Source organism: Tritonibacter mobilis, from assembly GCF_001681715.1.
In the GTDB taxonomy this organism is placed as follows: Bacteria; Pseudomonadota; Alphaproteobacteria; order Rhodobacterales; family Rhodobacteraceae; genus Epibacterium; species Epibacterium mobile.
The window spans coordinates 97,443-111,944 of the sequence record NZ_LNWY01000012.1; the positions used below are offsets into that span (position 1 = coordinate 97,443).

Genomic DNA, 14,502 nt, shown 5'->3' on the forward strand with positions numbered 1-14,502 from the left:
TCGTGCCGCTTACTCAGCGGCCTCGATGCCGTCCACAAGGATCGGCAGTTGCATTTCAAACACCGCGCCACCCGCCTCGGAGTTGCGGGCCGTGAGGCGACCGCCTAGGTCGTTCACGATCCCCGAGGAGATAGCAAGCCCAAGACCAACACCGTCACCGGGTTGCTTGGTTGTATAAAACGGCTCAAACAGGCTGTCGAAGTCCTGAATGCCGTCACCATTGTCCCGCACGGTCAGTGTCGCGGTTTCCCCGGCTGCGAGAATAATCTCCACCTCGGGTTCCTCGACGGATTTGGTGGCATCCAGCGCATTGCGCAAGAGGTTCACCATCACCTGTTCCAACCGCATCCGGTCTGCCATCACATAGACCGGTTCATCTGGAAGTATACGGGTAATTTGCACATGACGCTGGCGCAGCTGCGGCTCCATCATCGACAGGCTGGAGGCCAGCGCATCGCCCATGTTTACAGGGCTGAACGCGTCACCGCCCTTGCGCGCATAGGATTTAAGCTGGCGGGTGATCGCCCCCATGCGCTCAATGAGATCATCAATCCGCCCAAAGGAGGACAAGGCCTCGTCCGGGCGGTTGCGCTGCAACAACAGTCGCGCCCCGGCGAGGTATGTTTTCATCGCCGCAAGCGGTTGATTAAGCTCGTGACTGACCGCCGCGGACATCTCGCCCAACGCGGCCAATTTTGAGCTTTGCGCGAGGCTCTGCTCGGCCACGGCAAGGGTCTCTTGCACCCGCTCGCGTTCGGCAATTTCTCGCTGTAGGCGCGCGTTCAACACGCGAAGCTCCGCCGACTCGCGCTGGAACAATGCCATCCTGAGCGCGGTCTTGCGACTAAGCGCATAGAAGGCCAACGCCAGAAGGATCGCGAAGCCCATGATTTCGAGCGCAATTACTGCGTTCACCTGCTCTCGGATCGAATCATAAGTGGTGTAGGACATCATCCGCCAGCCCTGAAACGGCACGCGGGTCTCCAGCCGCATCACGGCCTCGCCCTGCAGGTAGACATCCGTCGGCAGCGCGGTCCAGTCAGCAGTTGCACGAATAGCGCGCTGAATCGCGCCCTCGGGTGTTTGTTCCTTGAGCGCTTCCGCTTCCGACAGACCGCGCCAGCGTGCCTCGGTCGCCATCACCACCTTACCCGTGCTGTCAGCCACCATGACCGCATCGGAAATACCGGCCCATGCGCGTTCGAACTTTTGCAGATCGACCTCGACCATAATCACGCCAAGGGTGCCGCTGCTGTCGACCAAACGGCGCGAATAAGTGAACTGATACCCACGCACCTCACGCGGGATCACAGAAAACACGGTGGAGTTCGATCGGATCGCCTCCACAAAAAAGGGAGAGTTGCGATAAATCTCTCCCAGCCGAATGCGATCCGTCGCAGCAACCGTGCGCCCGTCCCGGTCCATCAATGTGATTGAGGCCGCGCCGATTTCGTCAACAAAGGAAATGAGCCGCTGCGTGGACAGAGAAAAGTCCTGGCTCTGCAGCGCCGAGATCAAAGCCTGATCGCGCGACAAAAGCTGCGGCACAATCGCGTGGCGGCGTAACTCACTGACAAGGTTGCCAGAATACAGCGCCAACCGCAGCTCTGCCCGGTTACGCGTGGTCTCGGTAAAACTATGGGTCAGCGTGGAGTTGGTGAACCACACCGTTGCACCTGCAACGGCCATAAACGCCACCAACGCGAAACGCACGCGCCAAGAAATGGTGCGCGAACGCGGTGCTGTGCGTTTGTCAGGGCGCTCAGATGGCGCACGCGGCTTTTGGCCGGAGGGCTCCTCAGGGGCAGTCATGACGCAACACTAGGTTTACCGCCCCTGAGGCTCAAGTCAGGCCTCAGTCAGAAGTCCGGACAATGCGCGGAACATCGCCGCACCATCGGTGCCGCCATGGCCGTCATCCGCCGCCCGTTCCGGGTGGGGCATCATGCCAAGCACGCGGCGGTTTTCCGACAGGATTCCCGCAATATCCGCGACAGAGCCGTTGGGATTGTCCACATATGTAAAGGCAATCCGGTCTTGATCCTTCAGTGCCTGCACGGTGGCCTCATCGGCGTAGTAGTTACCGTCGTGATGCGCAATCGGCACACCAATCACATCACCGGCGTTATAGCCTTGGGTGAAGGCACTGTCCGAGGTCGCAACAGTAAGGTCCACGGTCTTGCAAATGTACTTCAGCCCCGCATTGCGCAACAGCGCCCCCGGCAGAACACCGGTCTCGGTCAGGATCTGAAACCCGTTGCAGACACCCAGCGCATAGCCGCCGCGTTCGGCGTGATCGACCACGGCCTTGCAGATCGGCGACTGCGCCGCGATCGCACCGCAGCGCAGGTAGTCCCCATAGGAAAAGCCACCGGGAACGCCGACAATGTCCACGCCTTCGGGCAGTTGGCTGTCCTTGTGCCACACCATTGAGACGTCGAAACCGGCCTGTTCAAAGGCCACGGCAAGGTCACGGTCGCAGTTGGAACCGGGGAAAACGACGACGGCAGCCTTCATCACTGGATCTCGACGCTGTAGGATTCGATCACGGTGTTGGCGAGCAGCTTTTCGCACATATTGGTCACATCGGCCTCGGTGGCACCCTCGGCCAGCTCCAGATCGATGACCTTGCCCTGACGTACGCCTTCGACCTTGTCGAAGCCAAGCGCGCCAAGCGCGTGACGAACGGCCTCTCCTTGCGGATCGAGAACCCCGTTCTTCAGCATCACATGCACCCGTGCTTTCATCGCGTCTTTCCTCAAGTTCCTGCGGGCGGGAGCATGAGCGCCCTGCCCTGTTGCGCTATTGAAAAACCCGCAAGACCGGCTGAGCAGACCTTGCGGGCGAAATCTCTTAGTTCACCAGCTGGGGCTTGCCCGGCGCTGGCGGATTGTTCGGCATGACACCCAGACGGCGGGCAACCTCTGTATAGGCATCCGTGAGGCTGCCCAGATCGCGGCGGAACACGTCCTTGTCGAGTTTCTGGCCGGTCTTGATATCCCACAGGCGGCAGCTGTCGGGGCTGATCTCATCAGCCACCACAAGACGCTGGAAATCACCGTCATAGACGCGGCCGATCTCGATCTTGAAGTCGACCAGTCGGATACCCACGGCAAGCATCACACCAGACAAGAAGTCATTCACCCGCAGCGCCAGCGACAGGATATCATCCATGTCCTGCTGACTGGCCCAGCCAAAGGCCGCGATATGCTCTTCGGTGACCAGCGGATCACCCAGTGCATCGTCCTTATAGCAATATTCAACGATGGGACGCGGCAGCTGTGTGCCCTCATCAATGCCAAGACGTTTGCACAGCGATCCGGCTGCATAGTTGCGCACGATGATTTCCAGCGGGATAATCTCGCAGGAGCGCACCAGCTGTTCGCGCATGTTGAGCCGTTTCAAGAAGTGCGTCGGCACACCGATCTGACCCAGACCCAGCATGAAGAATTCACTCAGGATGTTGTTCAACACCCCTTTGCCCTCGATCACGTCGTGCTTTTCGGCGTTAAAGGCCGTGGCATCATCCTTGAAGTACTGGACGATCGTGCCCGGTTCAGGCCCTTCATAGAGGGTTTTTGCCTTGCCTTCGTAAATCTTTTTGCGCCGCGCCATGGAGAGCCTTTCGGTATGGACCACCGGGAATCTGCCCCGATCCGTAGCGCTCTCATAGTGCAAGGGGCCTGATCCCGCAAGCACAGCGCAGAGCGATCACCGCCCCACACAGCCGCAATTTTGTGGAACCTATGCAAAATGCGCAAAATGAACGCAATTCCGCCCCTGATGTCCAAATTCGACTGCGCTTTCGCCCTTTGCGTTGACGCTTTATTCAAGAACCAGTGCTAATTTGGCTGCAACCACATACGGATGTCTACGGATGTCCGGCCTCCCGTGGTGGGACCCGGGGACGCGGTATCAGTGCACAGAATGGCACGCCGCACCCTTTCACAGATGTGACAGCACCTCGCTGTCCTGATGTGCTACCCTAAGCTTCGGGGCGAATGTGTGATCTGTTTACGCCCCACGGGTCCACAGCTTTGGGGAGGACAACAGATGACGACCTTTGACGACCGCGAGAAGGCGTTTGAAAATAAGTTTGCGCATGACGCGGAACTGAGGTTTCGCGCCGAGGCGCGTCGCAACAAGTTACTCGGCCTCTGGGCTGCAGATATCTTGGGGCACAGGGATGAAGCGGCAGAAGCCTATGCCCAGACCGTTGTGATCGCCGACCTGGATGAACCGGGCGACGAGGATGTTTTGAGAAAGCTGGCAGATGATCTTGATGGCAAGGTCGAACGCGCAGCGATCCGGGACAAGATGACGGAACTGATGATGCAGGTGGCAGAAGAACTCTCCCACAAGGATACCTGACCACGACTGGCTGCCCGTTCATTCGCACTTAGGGGCATGTCCGTCTGACCCTGAACCGGCAGGTGCTGCACGCCTTAACCTGTGCCGCGCCCGCGAAGAATGGCGGAAGCTAGACATGCCGACACGCGCCCGACGCAAGCAAACCGTAGCAAACTCTCTGCGGGTGGTCACGCCATTGATCATTATGGCAGGCTGCCTCTTCGCCCTCACAAGACAGGCGGATCTGCCGCATATTCATGACCTGCTCATCCTGCTGGGTCAGGTCCCTGCGCCCCATTGGATCGGCGCGCTAGGCGCCACGATTCTGAGCTTTTGGGCCCTTGGGCGCTATGATGCCGTGGCGCATCGTCACCTCCGCACCGGTGTCGATGACCCCACGGCGCGGCGCGCGGGCATGGCGTCCATTGCGTTTTCACAGGCGGTGGGCTTTGGTCTTTTTTCCGGCTCGTTTGCACGCTGGCGTCTGCTACCTCGGCTCAATCCGCTGCAATCTGCGCAGCTCACTGGTTTTGTGGGCATCACCTTTATGACGGCCCTTGCCGTGATTTGCGGTCTCTCTTTGCTGGTCGTTGGACCGTCATTGGGAATGCGTGCGTCTGGAGCGGGCATTTTGCTGGTTTCAACAGTTGCGTGTGGGCTGTGTTTTTTGCACCCCGAGTGGCGTATACGCGGGCTTCGGCTTCGCCTTCCCTCACTACAGGCCATTTTTGCGCTCGCCCTCTGGACGTTGATGGATGTCACCTTTGCCGGGGTTGCACTCTGGCTGCTCTTGCCTCTGGGCCATGACATCGGTCTTGGGGTAATGTTGCCGGCTTATTTCCTCGCGCTTGGCCTGGCGATTATCTCGTCTTCGCCCGGTGGCGCAGGTCCGCTGGAGCTCGCGATGCTCACGCTCCTTCCCGGCGCAGATCCCGCCATTCTGGTCGCAGGTCTTTTGGCCTTTCGCGCGGTTTATTACGCGCTACCGGCCGCGCTGGCCGGTGTGGTGTTGCTCTGGCCAAACCTGATGCGCCGCGGGCTGCCCCTACCGGATCACGCGGAGGATGACTACCTTGGCAGCGACGTGCGCCCCGCCGCCAGCCAGCCCTTCGTGCGACCTCAGGCGGAAACTGGGGTTATCCTGCAGAACGGCGGTCATGTCATGGCTTTTGGCCTTAATCAGGTAGCTATGCTCGACACCCCTCAGATCTCGGCGGTGCTGTTTGACCCGATCAGCGGGCGACGCGGCGAGATTCCAGACGCCTTGCGCGCCCATGCCCGTGCCAGAAACACAGCCGCCTGTTTTTATAAATGCAGCGCGCGCACTGCACTTGCGGCGAAAAAACAGGGCTGGAAAGTCTTGAAAATAGCGCAAGACGCCATTCTCTATCCCGCAGAGTTTTCGGTGAAAGGGTCGAAATTTCGCCAGCTCCGCCGCAAACTCCGCCATGCGGAAAAATCCGGCCTGCGTGTTGAGCCCGCGTGGAGCAGCCTGCCACTGGTTCAGATGGCGGAGGTCGATGAGGCTTGGACACGCCAGCACGGCGCCGCACGCGGCACTACCATGGGACAATTCGAACCCGGATATGTTTCCATCCAGATGACCTGTCTGGCATGGGTCGAGGACCGGTTGGTGGGCTTTATGACCTTTCACCGTGCCGCCGATGAATGGTGTCTTGATCTGGTGCGCCAACTGCCCGGAGCACCCGACGGCACCGGACACGCGCTTATCTGCGCCGCGATTGATGCTGCGCGCGATGCCGGGGTACGCCGCCTCTCCCTCGCCGCGGTGCCCGATCACCGATTCAGTCAGCGATTTGATGGTGGGTTACGTCAGTTCAAGTCCTGCTTTGCCCCAAAGTGGGAACCTCGTTACATCGCCGCCCCCACTTGGCCGCAGATGGCGCTCGCTATTGCCGAAATGACCCGGCTTGTGCACCGTCCGGCGCGCCCGGAGGTTGAGATGCCGCAGGCGAACATGCCGGGATTTGAGAATCATGCTGATGTCGCTGAAAATACAGTTGCGGCAAAATGGACCGCATGACAAAGGGACCATCCTAACAGGGCCTGCGCGCCCTCCGTACGGATATGGCAAGTGGATAAGAGCATGAGCAATAGTTTCCTTGAGCTTCTGGAAAGCCGTGAGGTGCTTCTGGCGGATGGCGCAACGGGCACCAACCTGTTCAACATGGGACTGCAATCCGGGGACGCGCCCGAATTGTGGAACACGGATGAGCCGGAAAAGATCAAAGCGCTCTATAAAGGCTCTGTCGACGCGGGCAGCGATCTGTTCCTGACCAACAGCTTTGGCGGCACCGCAGCGCGTCTGAAACTGCACGACGCGCAGGGCCGCGTACGAGAGTTGAACCGCGTTGCTGCGGAACTTGGCCGCGAGGTTGCAGACAAATCCGAGCGCAAGATCGCCGTTGCCGGATCCGTGGGCCCAACGGGCGAAATCATGCAGCCCGTTGGCGAGTTGAGCCACGCACTGGCAGTGGAAATGTTCCACGAACAGGCCGATGCGCTCAAGGAAGGCGGCGTAGATGTGCTGTGGCTGGAGACGATCTCCGCACCCGAAGAATTCGCCGCCGCTGCCGAAGCGTTCAAACTGGCCGATATGCCGTGGTGCGGCACCATGAGCTTTGACACCGCAGGCCGCACCATGATGGGTGTGACGTCAGCCGATCTTGCCAAACTCGTCGAAGATTACGATGTGCCGCCTCTGGCCTTTGGGGCGAATTGCGGCACCGGCGCCTCTGACATTCTGCGCACCGTGCTTGGCTTTGCCGCACAGGGCACCGAACGCCCGATCATCTCCAAGGGCAATGCAGGCATTCCGAAATATGTCGACGGTCATATCCATTACGATGGCACACCGGAGCTTATGGGCGAATATGCCGTGCTGGCCCGCGACTCCGGCGCAAAAATCATCGGCGGTTGCTGCGGCACCATGCCCGATCATCTGCGAAAAATGCGTGAAGCACTGGACAGCCGCCCGCGCGGTGACCGCCCCACGCTGGAACAGATCGTAGAGGTCCTCGGCCCCTTCACCTCGGCCAATGACGGCACCGAAGAAGGCAGCGACGCAGGGTCTGAACGCCGTGGTCGTCGCGGCCGTCGTCGCAGCTGATCCATTCTGCATCACAAGAGAGCCGGGCTAAACCACGGCTCTCTTGCTATTTTGAATTACGAAAACAGGCTCAGTTGATCGCCCGCCTGAGCGGGTTTTGCAAACAGGTCAGTTCTGAGCGGCGGTGATCGTTCCGCCAGCCCAAGCCGTTTACACGCAAGCCGAAAACGCCGCGCGATCATATCCGCATATTCACCCTCCCCCCGCATACGATGCCCCCATCGCGGATCGTAATCCCGTCCGCCGTGCATCTCGCGCAACCGGGCCATGACCTTGGCGGCACGGTCCGGCTCATGCTCCTGCAACCAATCCTGCCACAATTCCGACACCTCACGCGGCAGCCGCAGCATGATCCAACTGGCGGCATCCGCTCCCGCCTCTTGCCCTGCTGCCAAAAGCGCTTCTAATTCATGATCGGTAAGCCCCGGCACCAGTGGCGACGTCATGATCCGAACCGGAATACCCGCCTCACTCAACCGACGGATAGTGGCCAGTCGGCGCGCCGGAACGGGCACGCGCGGCTCCATCCGCCGCGACAGATCTGCATCCAACGTGGTCACGGAAACTCCCACCCGCACCAGACCTCGGGTCGCCATATCCGCAAGAATGTCGATATCGCGTTCGATCATCGCCCCTTTGGTCACAATCGCCACCGGGTGATTGAACGCCTGCAGCACCTCAAGACAGCGCCGCATCAATTGATGGTCCCGCTCGCAGGGTTGGTAAGGGTCGGTGTTGGTCCCAATTGCCAGTGTCGCTACCTTGTAGCTGCGCGCAGATAACTCCTTGCGCAACACCTCTGCCGCATTGCTAAGCGCAATTAGTCGTGTTTCAAAATCCAGCCCCGGCGACAGACCGAGATAGGCGTGAGACGGCCGCGCAAAGCAATAGATGCAGCCATGTTCACACCCGCGATATGGATTGATGGAACGATCAAACGGCAAATCAGGAGAGCGGTTGTAAGAGATCAGACTACGCGCCAACTCGCTGCGAATCTCTGTCGTGATCGACGCATCGGGCAGCTCTTGCTGCCAGCCATCGTCCACGTTTTCTCGCAGCAAGTCAAAGCGACCTGCCGCATTGCTAAGCGCCCCGCGAGATTTGCGACGTTGGGTGGAAGATCGGTCTATGTTCTGCATACGTTCCAAATGACACACGCGCAGGAACAAATAAAGAACTTACTGCGCAAAATCAGCAAAACCCATGGGTTGAACCGATCAAACTATCCCAATTCTCCAGTCAAAGGTCGGTTCGAAACGCGTCAATGTCGCAATCGAAACAGTGGAGATCTGAACATCTGTCACAAACGTATGAAATGGCCAATTCAGCCAGGCCCGCCAGCTAAGGAATGCAGATATGTCGGAAGAAGAAGACATCATCCTCTCAGAACTCGATGACGAGGAACTGGTCCAACAAATGTTCGACGACCTCTATGACGGTCTCAAGGAAGAGATCGAAGAGGGCGTGAATATCCTTCTGGAACGCGGCTGGGCACCTTACAAAATCCTGACCGAAGCCCTCGTGGGCGGTATGACTATCGTTGGCGCTGACTTCCGTGATGGCATCCTGTTTGTGCCCGAGGTACTGCTGGCGGCCAACGCCATGAAGGGCGGCATGACGATCCTAAAACCGCTTCTGGCGGAAACCGGCGCACCGCGCATGGGCTCCATGGTGATCGGCACCGTCAAAGGCGACATTCACGACATTGGCAAAAACCTCGTCTCCATGATGATGGAAGGTGCCGGCTTTGAGGTGGTCGACATCGGCATCAATAACCCGGTCGAAAACTATCTCGAGGCGCTTGAGGAACATAAACCCGACATCCTCGGCATGTCCGCGCTGCTGACCACCACCATGCCCTATATGAAAGTCGTGATCGACACGATGATCGAACAAGGCAAGCGCGACGACTACATCGTTTTGGTGGGCGGCGCCCCCTTGAACGAAGAATTCGGCAAAGCCATCGGTGCCGACGCCTACTGCCGCGACGCAGCTGTCGCGGTGGAGACGGCAAAAGAATATGTCGCGCGCAAACACAACGCCATGAACGCCTAAAATGGCCACCGCGTCCCTCAGACGCGGCCGAGCTGCCCGGCTATCACACCGGGCAGCCCTCCCCTTGCCCAGTGGCACATCTCTTGACGATAAAAGCCTTACGGAAAACGGCCTTGCTGCACCGGAGCGCAAAACAGGCCGCATTCTGCTGATCGCCTGCGGCGCGCTTGCCCGCGAAATCCTCGACATCTGCAATGCAAACGGGCTGGATCACATGGATCTGACCTGCCTGCCCGCAAAGCTGCATCTTTACCCCGATCAGATCATCACGCATGTAGAGGCCGCAGTGGCAAAACATCGCGCGATCTACGATCAGATCTATGTGGTCTACGCCGATTGCGGCACCGGCGGCCAGTTGCAGAAAAAATGTGCAGACCTCGGCGTCGAGATGGTGCCTGGCCCACATTGCTACGCGTTTTTCGAGGGCAACACCCGGTTCGACACCCTGTCAGAGGCCGGTGAGATCACCGCTTTTTACCTCACAGATTTTCTCGTCAAACAATTCGACGCCTTCGTCTGGCGCCCCATGGGCCTTGATAAGAACCCAGAGCTACGCGACATGATATTCGGGAATTACACCACCCTGATCTACCAGTCACAGATCCGCGACACAGAGCTTTTGGATAAAGCACGCGACTGCGCCAAACGTATGGGGCTGGACTTTATTCACCGCCACACAGGCTACGGCGATCTTGAGACCACCCTCAAGACCTGGGGCAAGTCCGCCCCCTCTTCTAACTAACAATATCCCGGGGTGAATTGGCCGCAGGCCAAGAGGGGCAGCGCCCCTCTTTAGGCATCAAACCTGCGCTGCAGCCGTGTCGCGGATACGCTCAATCATGGCGCGTAACCCATTGGACCGCTGCGCCGACAGATGGTCATTCAGACCAAGGCGCCCCATTTCCGCCCGCGCATCCACCGCCAGCACCTCTTTGAGCGTCAACCCATTGTAGAGCTTGCGCAAAACCGCAATCAGCCCTTTGACGATCATCGCGTCGCTGTCGCCATCGAAATGGAATACACCATTCTCGATTTGCGGATGCAGCCAGACCTGACTTGCGCAGCCATCCACCTTGGTTGCAGGCACTTTCAGCGCCTCATCCAGAGGCGGCATCGCCTTGCCCTGCTCAATCACATGGCGGTAGCGATCTTCCCAATCCTCAAAGAACTCAAAATCCTCGACGATTTCCTCGAAGGCGGCACTGGCCATAGCAAACCTCATCTCGCAGTCAGGTGGCAACAGATCGGACCTAGGCCAGAGCCTTAGTCTTTTCAACCGCTTTTCAACGCCGCTTCAATCGGGTAGTCAGTTTTGCAAGTAACTCTGACTGCGGCAGGTATTCATGCGTATCACTATCGGCGCCCTTCTGATTAGCACATTGGTCCTGTCGTCCTGCGGTGGATGGCGCGACTCGCGTGTCAACCCGACCAACTGGTTCGGCAAATCGCGCGAAACCACAAACACTGTGGATGAAAACCTGAACCCGCTGATCCCGCAGGAAGAAGAAAAAACCAACCTTCTGGGTCGCAAGGATGACAAAGCCGAAGACCGCAGCCTCCCCATCGCAGTCATCAAGGACATGCGGATTGAGCGCACGTCGGTCGGGGCGATCCTCACTGTCGAGGGCGAAGCCGCCCGTAACGGTGCCTTTGACGCCAAACTGGTGCCTGCCGACCCACAAGAGCCGGGGCAGTTGGAATATACCTTCCGCGTGATCTATCCCAAGAAAGCAACCTATCAGGGCACCGTTGCAACGCGCACCATCCGCGCGGCGGTGAGCCTCTCCAATCAGGATCTTGCAGGTGTTCGTGTCCTGCGGGTTGTGGGAAAAGAAAACGCCCGCGAAACCCGCCGCTAAAGACGCCAACAGACAGCAACAAAAAACGCGCCACGGTCAACCGGGCGCGTTTTTTGTTGCTTGGTCACATCACGATGCGATCAGAGGTCGACGACCTTCACCAGCTGTCCCTTGGCCGCAAGCGCAATCTCACCATTGCACAGGCGCAGCGCGTCTGAGCCGAAAACCTCATGTCGCCAGCCCTTGAGCGCGGGCACATCCCGCTCGCCTGCGGCGATGGCATCCAGATCTGCGGAAGGCGCAATCAACTTAGCCGCAACACCGGCGGTTTCGGTCTTGGCTTTCAAAAGCACCCGCAACAGATCCGCAAGCGCACCATTGATCTGCATTTTTTCGCGCGAACGGTCCGCTTGGGGCATGTCCTCCTGTGGACAATTCACGCCACGCTCCACCGCTTTCAAAATCCCCTCAGCGATCGCGCCCTTGCGCGCCTCACGCAGCAACAGGCGCGAGCCGCCCAGATCAGACGGCGTGCGCGGCTTGGTGGATGCGAGTTCCACCAATGCGTCATCCTTGTAAACCCGGTTGCGGGGCACATTGTTGGTCTGGGCGTATTCCTCGCGAAAGGCCGCAAGCTCACGCACCACAGCAAGGAACTTGCCAGAATTGGTGCGAGTTTTGACCCGACGCCATGCCTCTCGGGGCTGAATATCATAGGTCGCAGGATCGGTCAGAACCTGCAACTCTTCCGCCACCCAATGGCTGCGCCCGGTCTTGTCCAGCTCTTTGCGCAGGTGCTCATAGATCTGGCGCAGATGGGTAACATCAGCCAAAGCATAGGTTTTTTGAGCGTCGGATAGCGGGCGACGCGACCAATCGGTAAAACGTGACGTTTTATCAAGACCTTGCTTGCAGATCTTGCGCACCAGCGTCTCGTATCCGACCTGTTCACCAAAGCCGCAGACCATGGCTGCGACCTGCGTGTCAAACAGCGGCTTGGGGAAGACGGATGCATCCACCCAAAAGATCTCCAGATCCTGACGCGCGGCATGGAAAACCTTGACCACATCCTCATTGCGAAAGAGCTCGTACAAAGGCTCCAGCGACAAATCACTTGAGAGCGGATCGACCAGAACCGCATCTGTTTTGCCATCGCCTAGAAAGGCAATCTGGATCAGGCAAAGTTTGGAGTAATAGGTGCGCTCTCGGAGAAACTCGGTATCGACCGTCACATAAGGATAATTCGCGGCCTCTTCACAAAAGGCGCGCAGCTCGTCGGTGGTGGTCAGAGTTTTCATCAAATGGGTCTTTATTAAGGGTTTCTGCCGCTCGGTCCCCCGTTGATACGACGAGTGCGAGCGGGTTGCAAACCCTCTAAGAGCAAGAAGGTTGCAGTTCAGCTCAGATGAAGGACGTCACGCTCGCCGCGCAGATATCGTGCAAGCACCGCAGGATAGAGACGATGTTCCTGCACCAATACGCGCGCTGCCAGATCATCCGGCGTGTCGCCGGGATTTACTGGCACCTCGGCTTGTCCCAGGATCGGCCCGTCATCCAACAGTGGCGTCACCTCATGCACGGTGCAGCCGTGCCGGTCGTCACCTGCCTCCAGCGCGCGGGCATGGGTGTGCAGGCCCTTATATTTGGGCAGGAGAGACGGGTGAATATTCAGCATCCGCCCCTCGAACTGACGCACAAAACCGGCGGTCAGTACCCGCATGAATCCCGCGAGACAGACCACATCGGCGCGCGCCTCGAGGATAGGCTTTACCAGCTCTGCCTCGAACGCCTCGCGATCTTTGCCAAAGGGGCGATGATCCACAACCGCCGTCGAAACGCCGCGCGCAGCGGCCTTCGTCAGCCCCCCGGCATCGGCGTTGTTAGACAGCACCAGACAGGGCTGGCCCGGATGATCGGCGTCCTTCAGCATGCTGTCGACGAGGGACACCATATTGGAGCCCCCGCCGGAAACCAGAATGGCGACGCGTTTCTTGTCGCTCACAGCAGCCCGCCTGTGTAGCGGATGCCCTCCCCGGCTGTCACCGTACCGAGACGCGCGACGGTTTCGCCTTCGCCCTCCAGCACCTCGGTCAGCGCATCGGCGCGGTCGGCCTTCACCACAAGCATCATGCCGATGCCGCAGTTGAAGGTCTTGAGCATTTCGCCCTCTTCAATGCCGCCAGTTTCCGCGAGCCATTTGAAGACGCCCGGAAGCTCCCACGCACCAAGGTCGATATCAGCCCCCAGCCCCTCGGGCAGGACGCGCGGCAGGTTCTCGGTTAGGCCGCCACCGGTGATATGCGCCAGTGCATTGACGCCCCCCGCGCGCACCGCAGCCAAGGCCTGCTTCACATAAAGACGCGTCGGGGTCAGCAACGCCTCCCCCAGTTTGCCCTCACCGAACGGGCTGTCGCCGTCCCAGCCAAGGCCAGAATATTTCACGATCTGGCGCACCAGCGAGTAGCCGTTGGAGTGCACACCATCAGAGGCCAGCCCCAAGAGCACATCGCCCTCGCTCACGCCCTCGGGCAGTGCGGTGCCCCGCTCCATCGCGCCAACGGCAAAGCCTGCGAGGTCAAAATCACCCTTGGGGTACATGCCCGGCATCTCTGCCGTTTCACCACCGATCAGCGCACAGCCAGAGCGCACGCAGCCCTCGGCGATGCCTTCGATGATTCGCGCCGCAACATCGGTTTCGAGTTTGCCGGTGGCAAAGTAGTCGAGGAAGAACAGCGGCTCTGCGCCCTGACAGACCAGATCGTTGACACACATGGCCACAAGGTCGATGCCCACACCATCCACCAGACCGGTGTCAATGGCGATCCGCAGCTTGGTGCCGACCCCATCGGTAGCGCCGACAAGGATCGGGTCCTCGTATCCGGCAGCTTTCAGATCAAACAGCGCGCCAAAGCCGCCGAGGCCGCTCATCACACCGGGGCGGTTGGTTCGCTTTGCGGCCGGTTTGATCCGGTCCACAAGTTCGTTGCCCGCATCAATATCGACCCCTGCATCTGCATAGGTCAAACCGTTCTTGCCGCTGGTCATCGCATGGCTCCTTCGCAATGGTTGACGAGCGTTTAGCCTATAGGACGGGTGAAGGAAACTAGGGAATGTCCCCCTCCCACCGCAGAAATCTGCACAATGGGAGGGGTATTTGACTGATTGCTA

Annotated in this window: 15 protein-coding genes; 6 read left to right on the forward strand and 9 right to left on the reverse strand. The window is 59.1% G+C overall.

Features of this window, described 5'->3' with window-relative positions; translation table 11 throughout:
* Positions 1-9 precede the first annotated feature (9 nt).
* The 4 genes from UB90_RS11690 to purC form a co-directional block, all read right to left on the reverse strand.
* Positions 10-1,812 carry a sensor histidine kinase gene (locus UB90_RS11690; RefSeq protein ID WP_065325903.1) on the reverse strand — a complete coding sequence of 601 codons (1,803 nt, stop codon included), beginning with the start codon at positions 1,810-1,812 and terminating at the stop codon, positions 10-12.
* Between the two features lie 36 nt (positions 1,813-1,848).
* Positions 1,849-2,517: a phosphoribosylformylglycinamidine synthase subunit PurQ gene (gene purQ, locus UB90_RS11695; protein WP_065321927.1), complete on the reverse strand. Its 669-nt coding sequence runs from the start codon at positions 2,515-2,517 to the stop codon at positions 1,849-1,851.
* Positions 2,517-2,747 carry a phosphoribosylformylglycinamidine synthase subunit PurS gene (purS, locus tag UB90_RS11700; protein WP_065325904.1) on the reverse strand — a complete coding sequence of 77 codons (231 nt, stop codon included), beginning with the start codon at positions 2,745-2,747 and terminating at the stop codon, positions 2,517-2,519. Before purS ends, purQ begins: the two co-directional genes overlap by 1 nt.
* Positions 2,748-2,853: 106 nt before the next feature.
* Positions 2,854-3,615, reverse strand: a complete 762-nt coding sequence (gene purC, locus UB90_RS11705) for a phosphoribosylaminoimidazolesuccinocarboxamide synthase (protein ID WP_005607038.1) — start codon at positions 3,613-3,615, stop codon at positions 2,854-2,856.
* Between the two features lie 438 nt (positions 3,616-4,053).
* Between purC and UB90_RS11710 the strand changes: the two genes are divergently transcribed.
* The 3 genes from UB90_RS11710 (at position 4,054) to bmt (ending at position 7,480) form a co-directional block, all read left to right on the forward strand.
* Positions 4,054-4,371: a DUF1476 domain-containing protein gene (locus UB90_RS11710; protein ID WP_009176930.1), complete on the forward strand. Its 318-nt coding sequence runs from the start codon at positions 4,054-4,056 to the stop codon at positions 4,369-4,371.
* Between the two features lie 115 nt (positions 4,372-4,486).
* Positions 4,487-6,394: a phosphatidylglycerol lysyltransferase domain-containing protein gene (locus UB90_RS11715; RefSeq protein WP_065331973.1), complete on the forward strand. Its 1,908-nt coding sequence runs from the start codon at positions 4,487-4,489 to the stop codon at positions 6,392-6,394.
* 63 nt (positions 6,395-6,457) lie between these two features.
* On the forward strand, positions 6,458-7,480 hold the full coding sequence (gene bmt, locus UB90_RS11720) for a betaine--homocysteine S-methyltransferase (RefSeq protein ID WP_065325906.1): 1,023 nt from the start codon (positions 6,458-6,460) through the stop codon (positions 7,478-7,480).
* 56 nt (positions 7,481-7,536) lie between these two features.
* Here the strand turns inward: bmt and UB90_RS11725 are convergent, their stop codons facing one another.
* Positions 7,537-8,619 carry a PA0069 family radical SAM protein gene (locus UB90_RS11725; protein ID WP_065325907.1) on the reverse strand — a complete coding sequence of 361 codons (1,083 nt, stop codon included), beginning with the start codon at positions 8,617-8,619 and terminating at the stop codon, positions 7,537-7,539.
* 217 nt (positions 8,620-8,836) lie between these two features.
* Here UB90_RS11725 and UB90_RS11730 point away from each other — a divergent pair, with 217 nt between their 5' ends.
* Both UB90_RS11730 and UB90_RS11735 read left to right on the forward strand, forming a co-directional pair.
* Positions 8,837-9,535, forward strand: a complete 699-nt coding sequence (locus UB90_RS11730; protein ID WP_005622625.1) for a corrinoid protein — start codon at positions 8,837-8,839, stop codon at positions 9,533-9,535.
* A gap of 1 nt (position 9,536) precedes the next feature.
* Positions 9,537-10,277, forward strand: coding sequence for a DUF1638 domain-containing protein (locus UB90_RS11735; RefSeq protein ID WP_065325908.1), 741 nt, complete (start codon positions 9,537-9,539; stop codon positions 10,275-10,277).
* A 57-nt stretch (positions 10,278-10,334) separates the two neighbouring features.
* Here UB90_RS11735 and UB90_RS11740 read toward each other — a convergent pair whose 3' ends face one another.
* Positions 10,335-10,745, reverse strand: a complete 411-nt coding sequence (locus UB90_RS11740; RefSeq protein WP_005622621.1) for a SufE family protein — start codon at positions 10,743-10,745, stop codon at positions 10,335-10,337.
* 133 nt (positions 10,746-10,878) lie between these two features.
* On the opposite strand from UB90_RS11740, the gene UB90_RS11745 reads away from it, so the two are divergent.
* Positions 10,879-11,394 (forward strand): hypothetical protein, encoded by a 516-nt coding sequence (locus tag UB90_RS11745; RefSeq protein ID WP_065325909.1) that lies wholly within the window; start codon positions 10,879-10,881, stop codon positions 11,392-11,394.
* A gap of 80 nt (positions 11,395-11,474) precedes the next feature.
* Here the strand turns inward: UB90_RS11745 and rnd are convergent, their stop codons facing one another.
* The 3 genes from rnd to purM all read right to left on the reverse strand — a co-directional run bounded on the left by rnd (position 11,475) and on the right by purM (position 14,379).
* The gene (gene rnd / locus UB90_RS11750) at positions 11,475-12,632 is read right to left on the reverse strand and encodes a ribonuclease D (RefSeq protein WP_065325910.1); all 1,158 of its coding nucleotides are present in this window, start codon (positions 12,630-12,632) and stop codon (positions 11,475-11,477) included.
* Between the two features lie 98 nt (positions 12,633-12,730).
* Positions 12,731-13,336, reverse strand: a complete 606-nt coding sequence (gene purN, locus UB90_RS11755) for a phosphoribosylglycinamide formyltransferase (RefSeq protein WP_065325911.1) — start codon at positions 13,334-13,336, stop codon at positions 12,731-12,733.
* Positions 13,333-14,379 (reverse strand): phosphoribosylformylglycinamidine cyclo-ligase, encoded by a 1,047-nt coding sequence (purM, locus tag UB90_RS11760; RefSeq protein WP_065325912.1) that lies wholly within the window; start codon positions 14,377-14,379, stop codon positions 13,333-13,335. The genes purN and purM overlap by 4 nt, the downstream gene beginning before the upstream one ends.
* Positions 14,380-14,502: the final 123 nt, after the last annotated feature.

What these genes read in the sequence shown, in the direction of transcription:
- purQ (WP_065321927.1), bottom strand. Translation starts at nt 2,517, where the DNA reads ATGAAGGCTGCCGTCGTCGTTTTCCCCGGTTCCAACTGCGACCGTGAC.
- rnd (WP_065325910.1), bottom strand. Translation starts at nt 12,632, where the DNA reads ATGAAAACTCTGACCACCACCGACGAGCTGCGCGCCTTTTGTGAAGAG.
- bmt (WP_065325906.1), top strand. Translation starts at nt 6,458, where the DNA reads ATGAGCAATAGTTTCCTTGAGCTTCTGGAAAGCCGTGAGGTGCTTCTG.
- UB90_RS11715 (WP_065331973.1), top strand. Translation starts at nt 4,487, where the DNA reads ATGCCGACACGCGCCCGACGCAAGCAAACCGTAGCAAACTCTCTGCGG.
- purC (WP_005607038.1), bottom strand. Translation starts at nt 3,615, where the DNA reads ATGGCGCGGCGCAAAAAGATTTACGAAGGCAAGGCAAAAACCCTCTAT.
- UB90_RS11735 (WP_065325908.1), top strand. Translation starts at nt 9,537, where the DNA reads ATGGCCACCGCGTCCCTCAGACGCGGCCGAGCTGCCCGGCTATCACAC.
- UB90_RS11710 (WP_009176930.1), top strand. Translation starts at nt 4,054, where the DNA reads ATGACGACCTTTGACGACCGCGAGAAGGCGTTTGAAAATAAGTTTGCG.
- UB90_RS11725 (WP_065325907.1), bottom strand. Translation starts at nt 8,619, where the DNA reads ATGCAGAACATAGACCGATCTTCCACCCAACGTCGCAAATCTCGCGGG.
- purS (WP_065325904.1), bottom strand. Translation starts at nt 2,747, where the DNA reads ATGAAAGCACGGGTGCATGTGATGCTGAAGAACGGGGTTCTCGATCCG.
- UB90_RS11740 (WP_005622621.1), bottom strand. Translation starts at nt 10,745, where the DNA reads ATGGCCAGTGCCGCCTTCGAGGAAATCGTCGAGGATTTTGAGTTCTTT.
- purM (WP_065325912.1), bottom strand. Translation starts at nt 14,379, where the DNA reads ATGACCAGCGGCAAGAACGGTTTGACCTATGCAGATGCAGGGGTCGAT.
- UB90_RS11745 (WP_065325909.1), top strand. Translation starts at nt 10,879, where the DNA reads ATGCGTATCACTATCGGCGCCCTTCTGATTAGCACATTGGTCCTGTCG.
- UB90_RS11730 (WP_005622625.1), top strand. Translation starts at nt 8,837, where the DNA reads ATGTCGGAAGAAGAAGACATCATCCTCTCAGAACTCGATGACGAGGAA.
- UB90_RS11690 (WP_065325903.1), bottom strand. Translation starts at nt 1,812, where the DNA reads ATGACTGCCCCTGAGGAGCCCTCCGGCCAAAAGCCGCGTGCGCCATCT.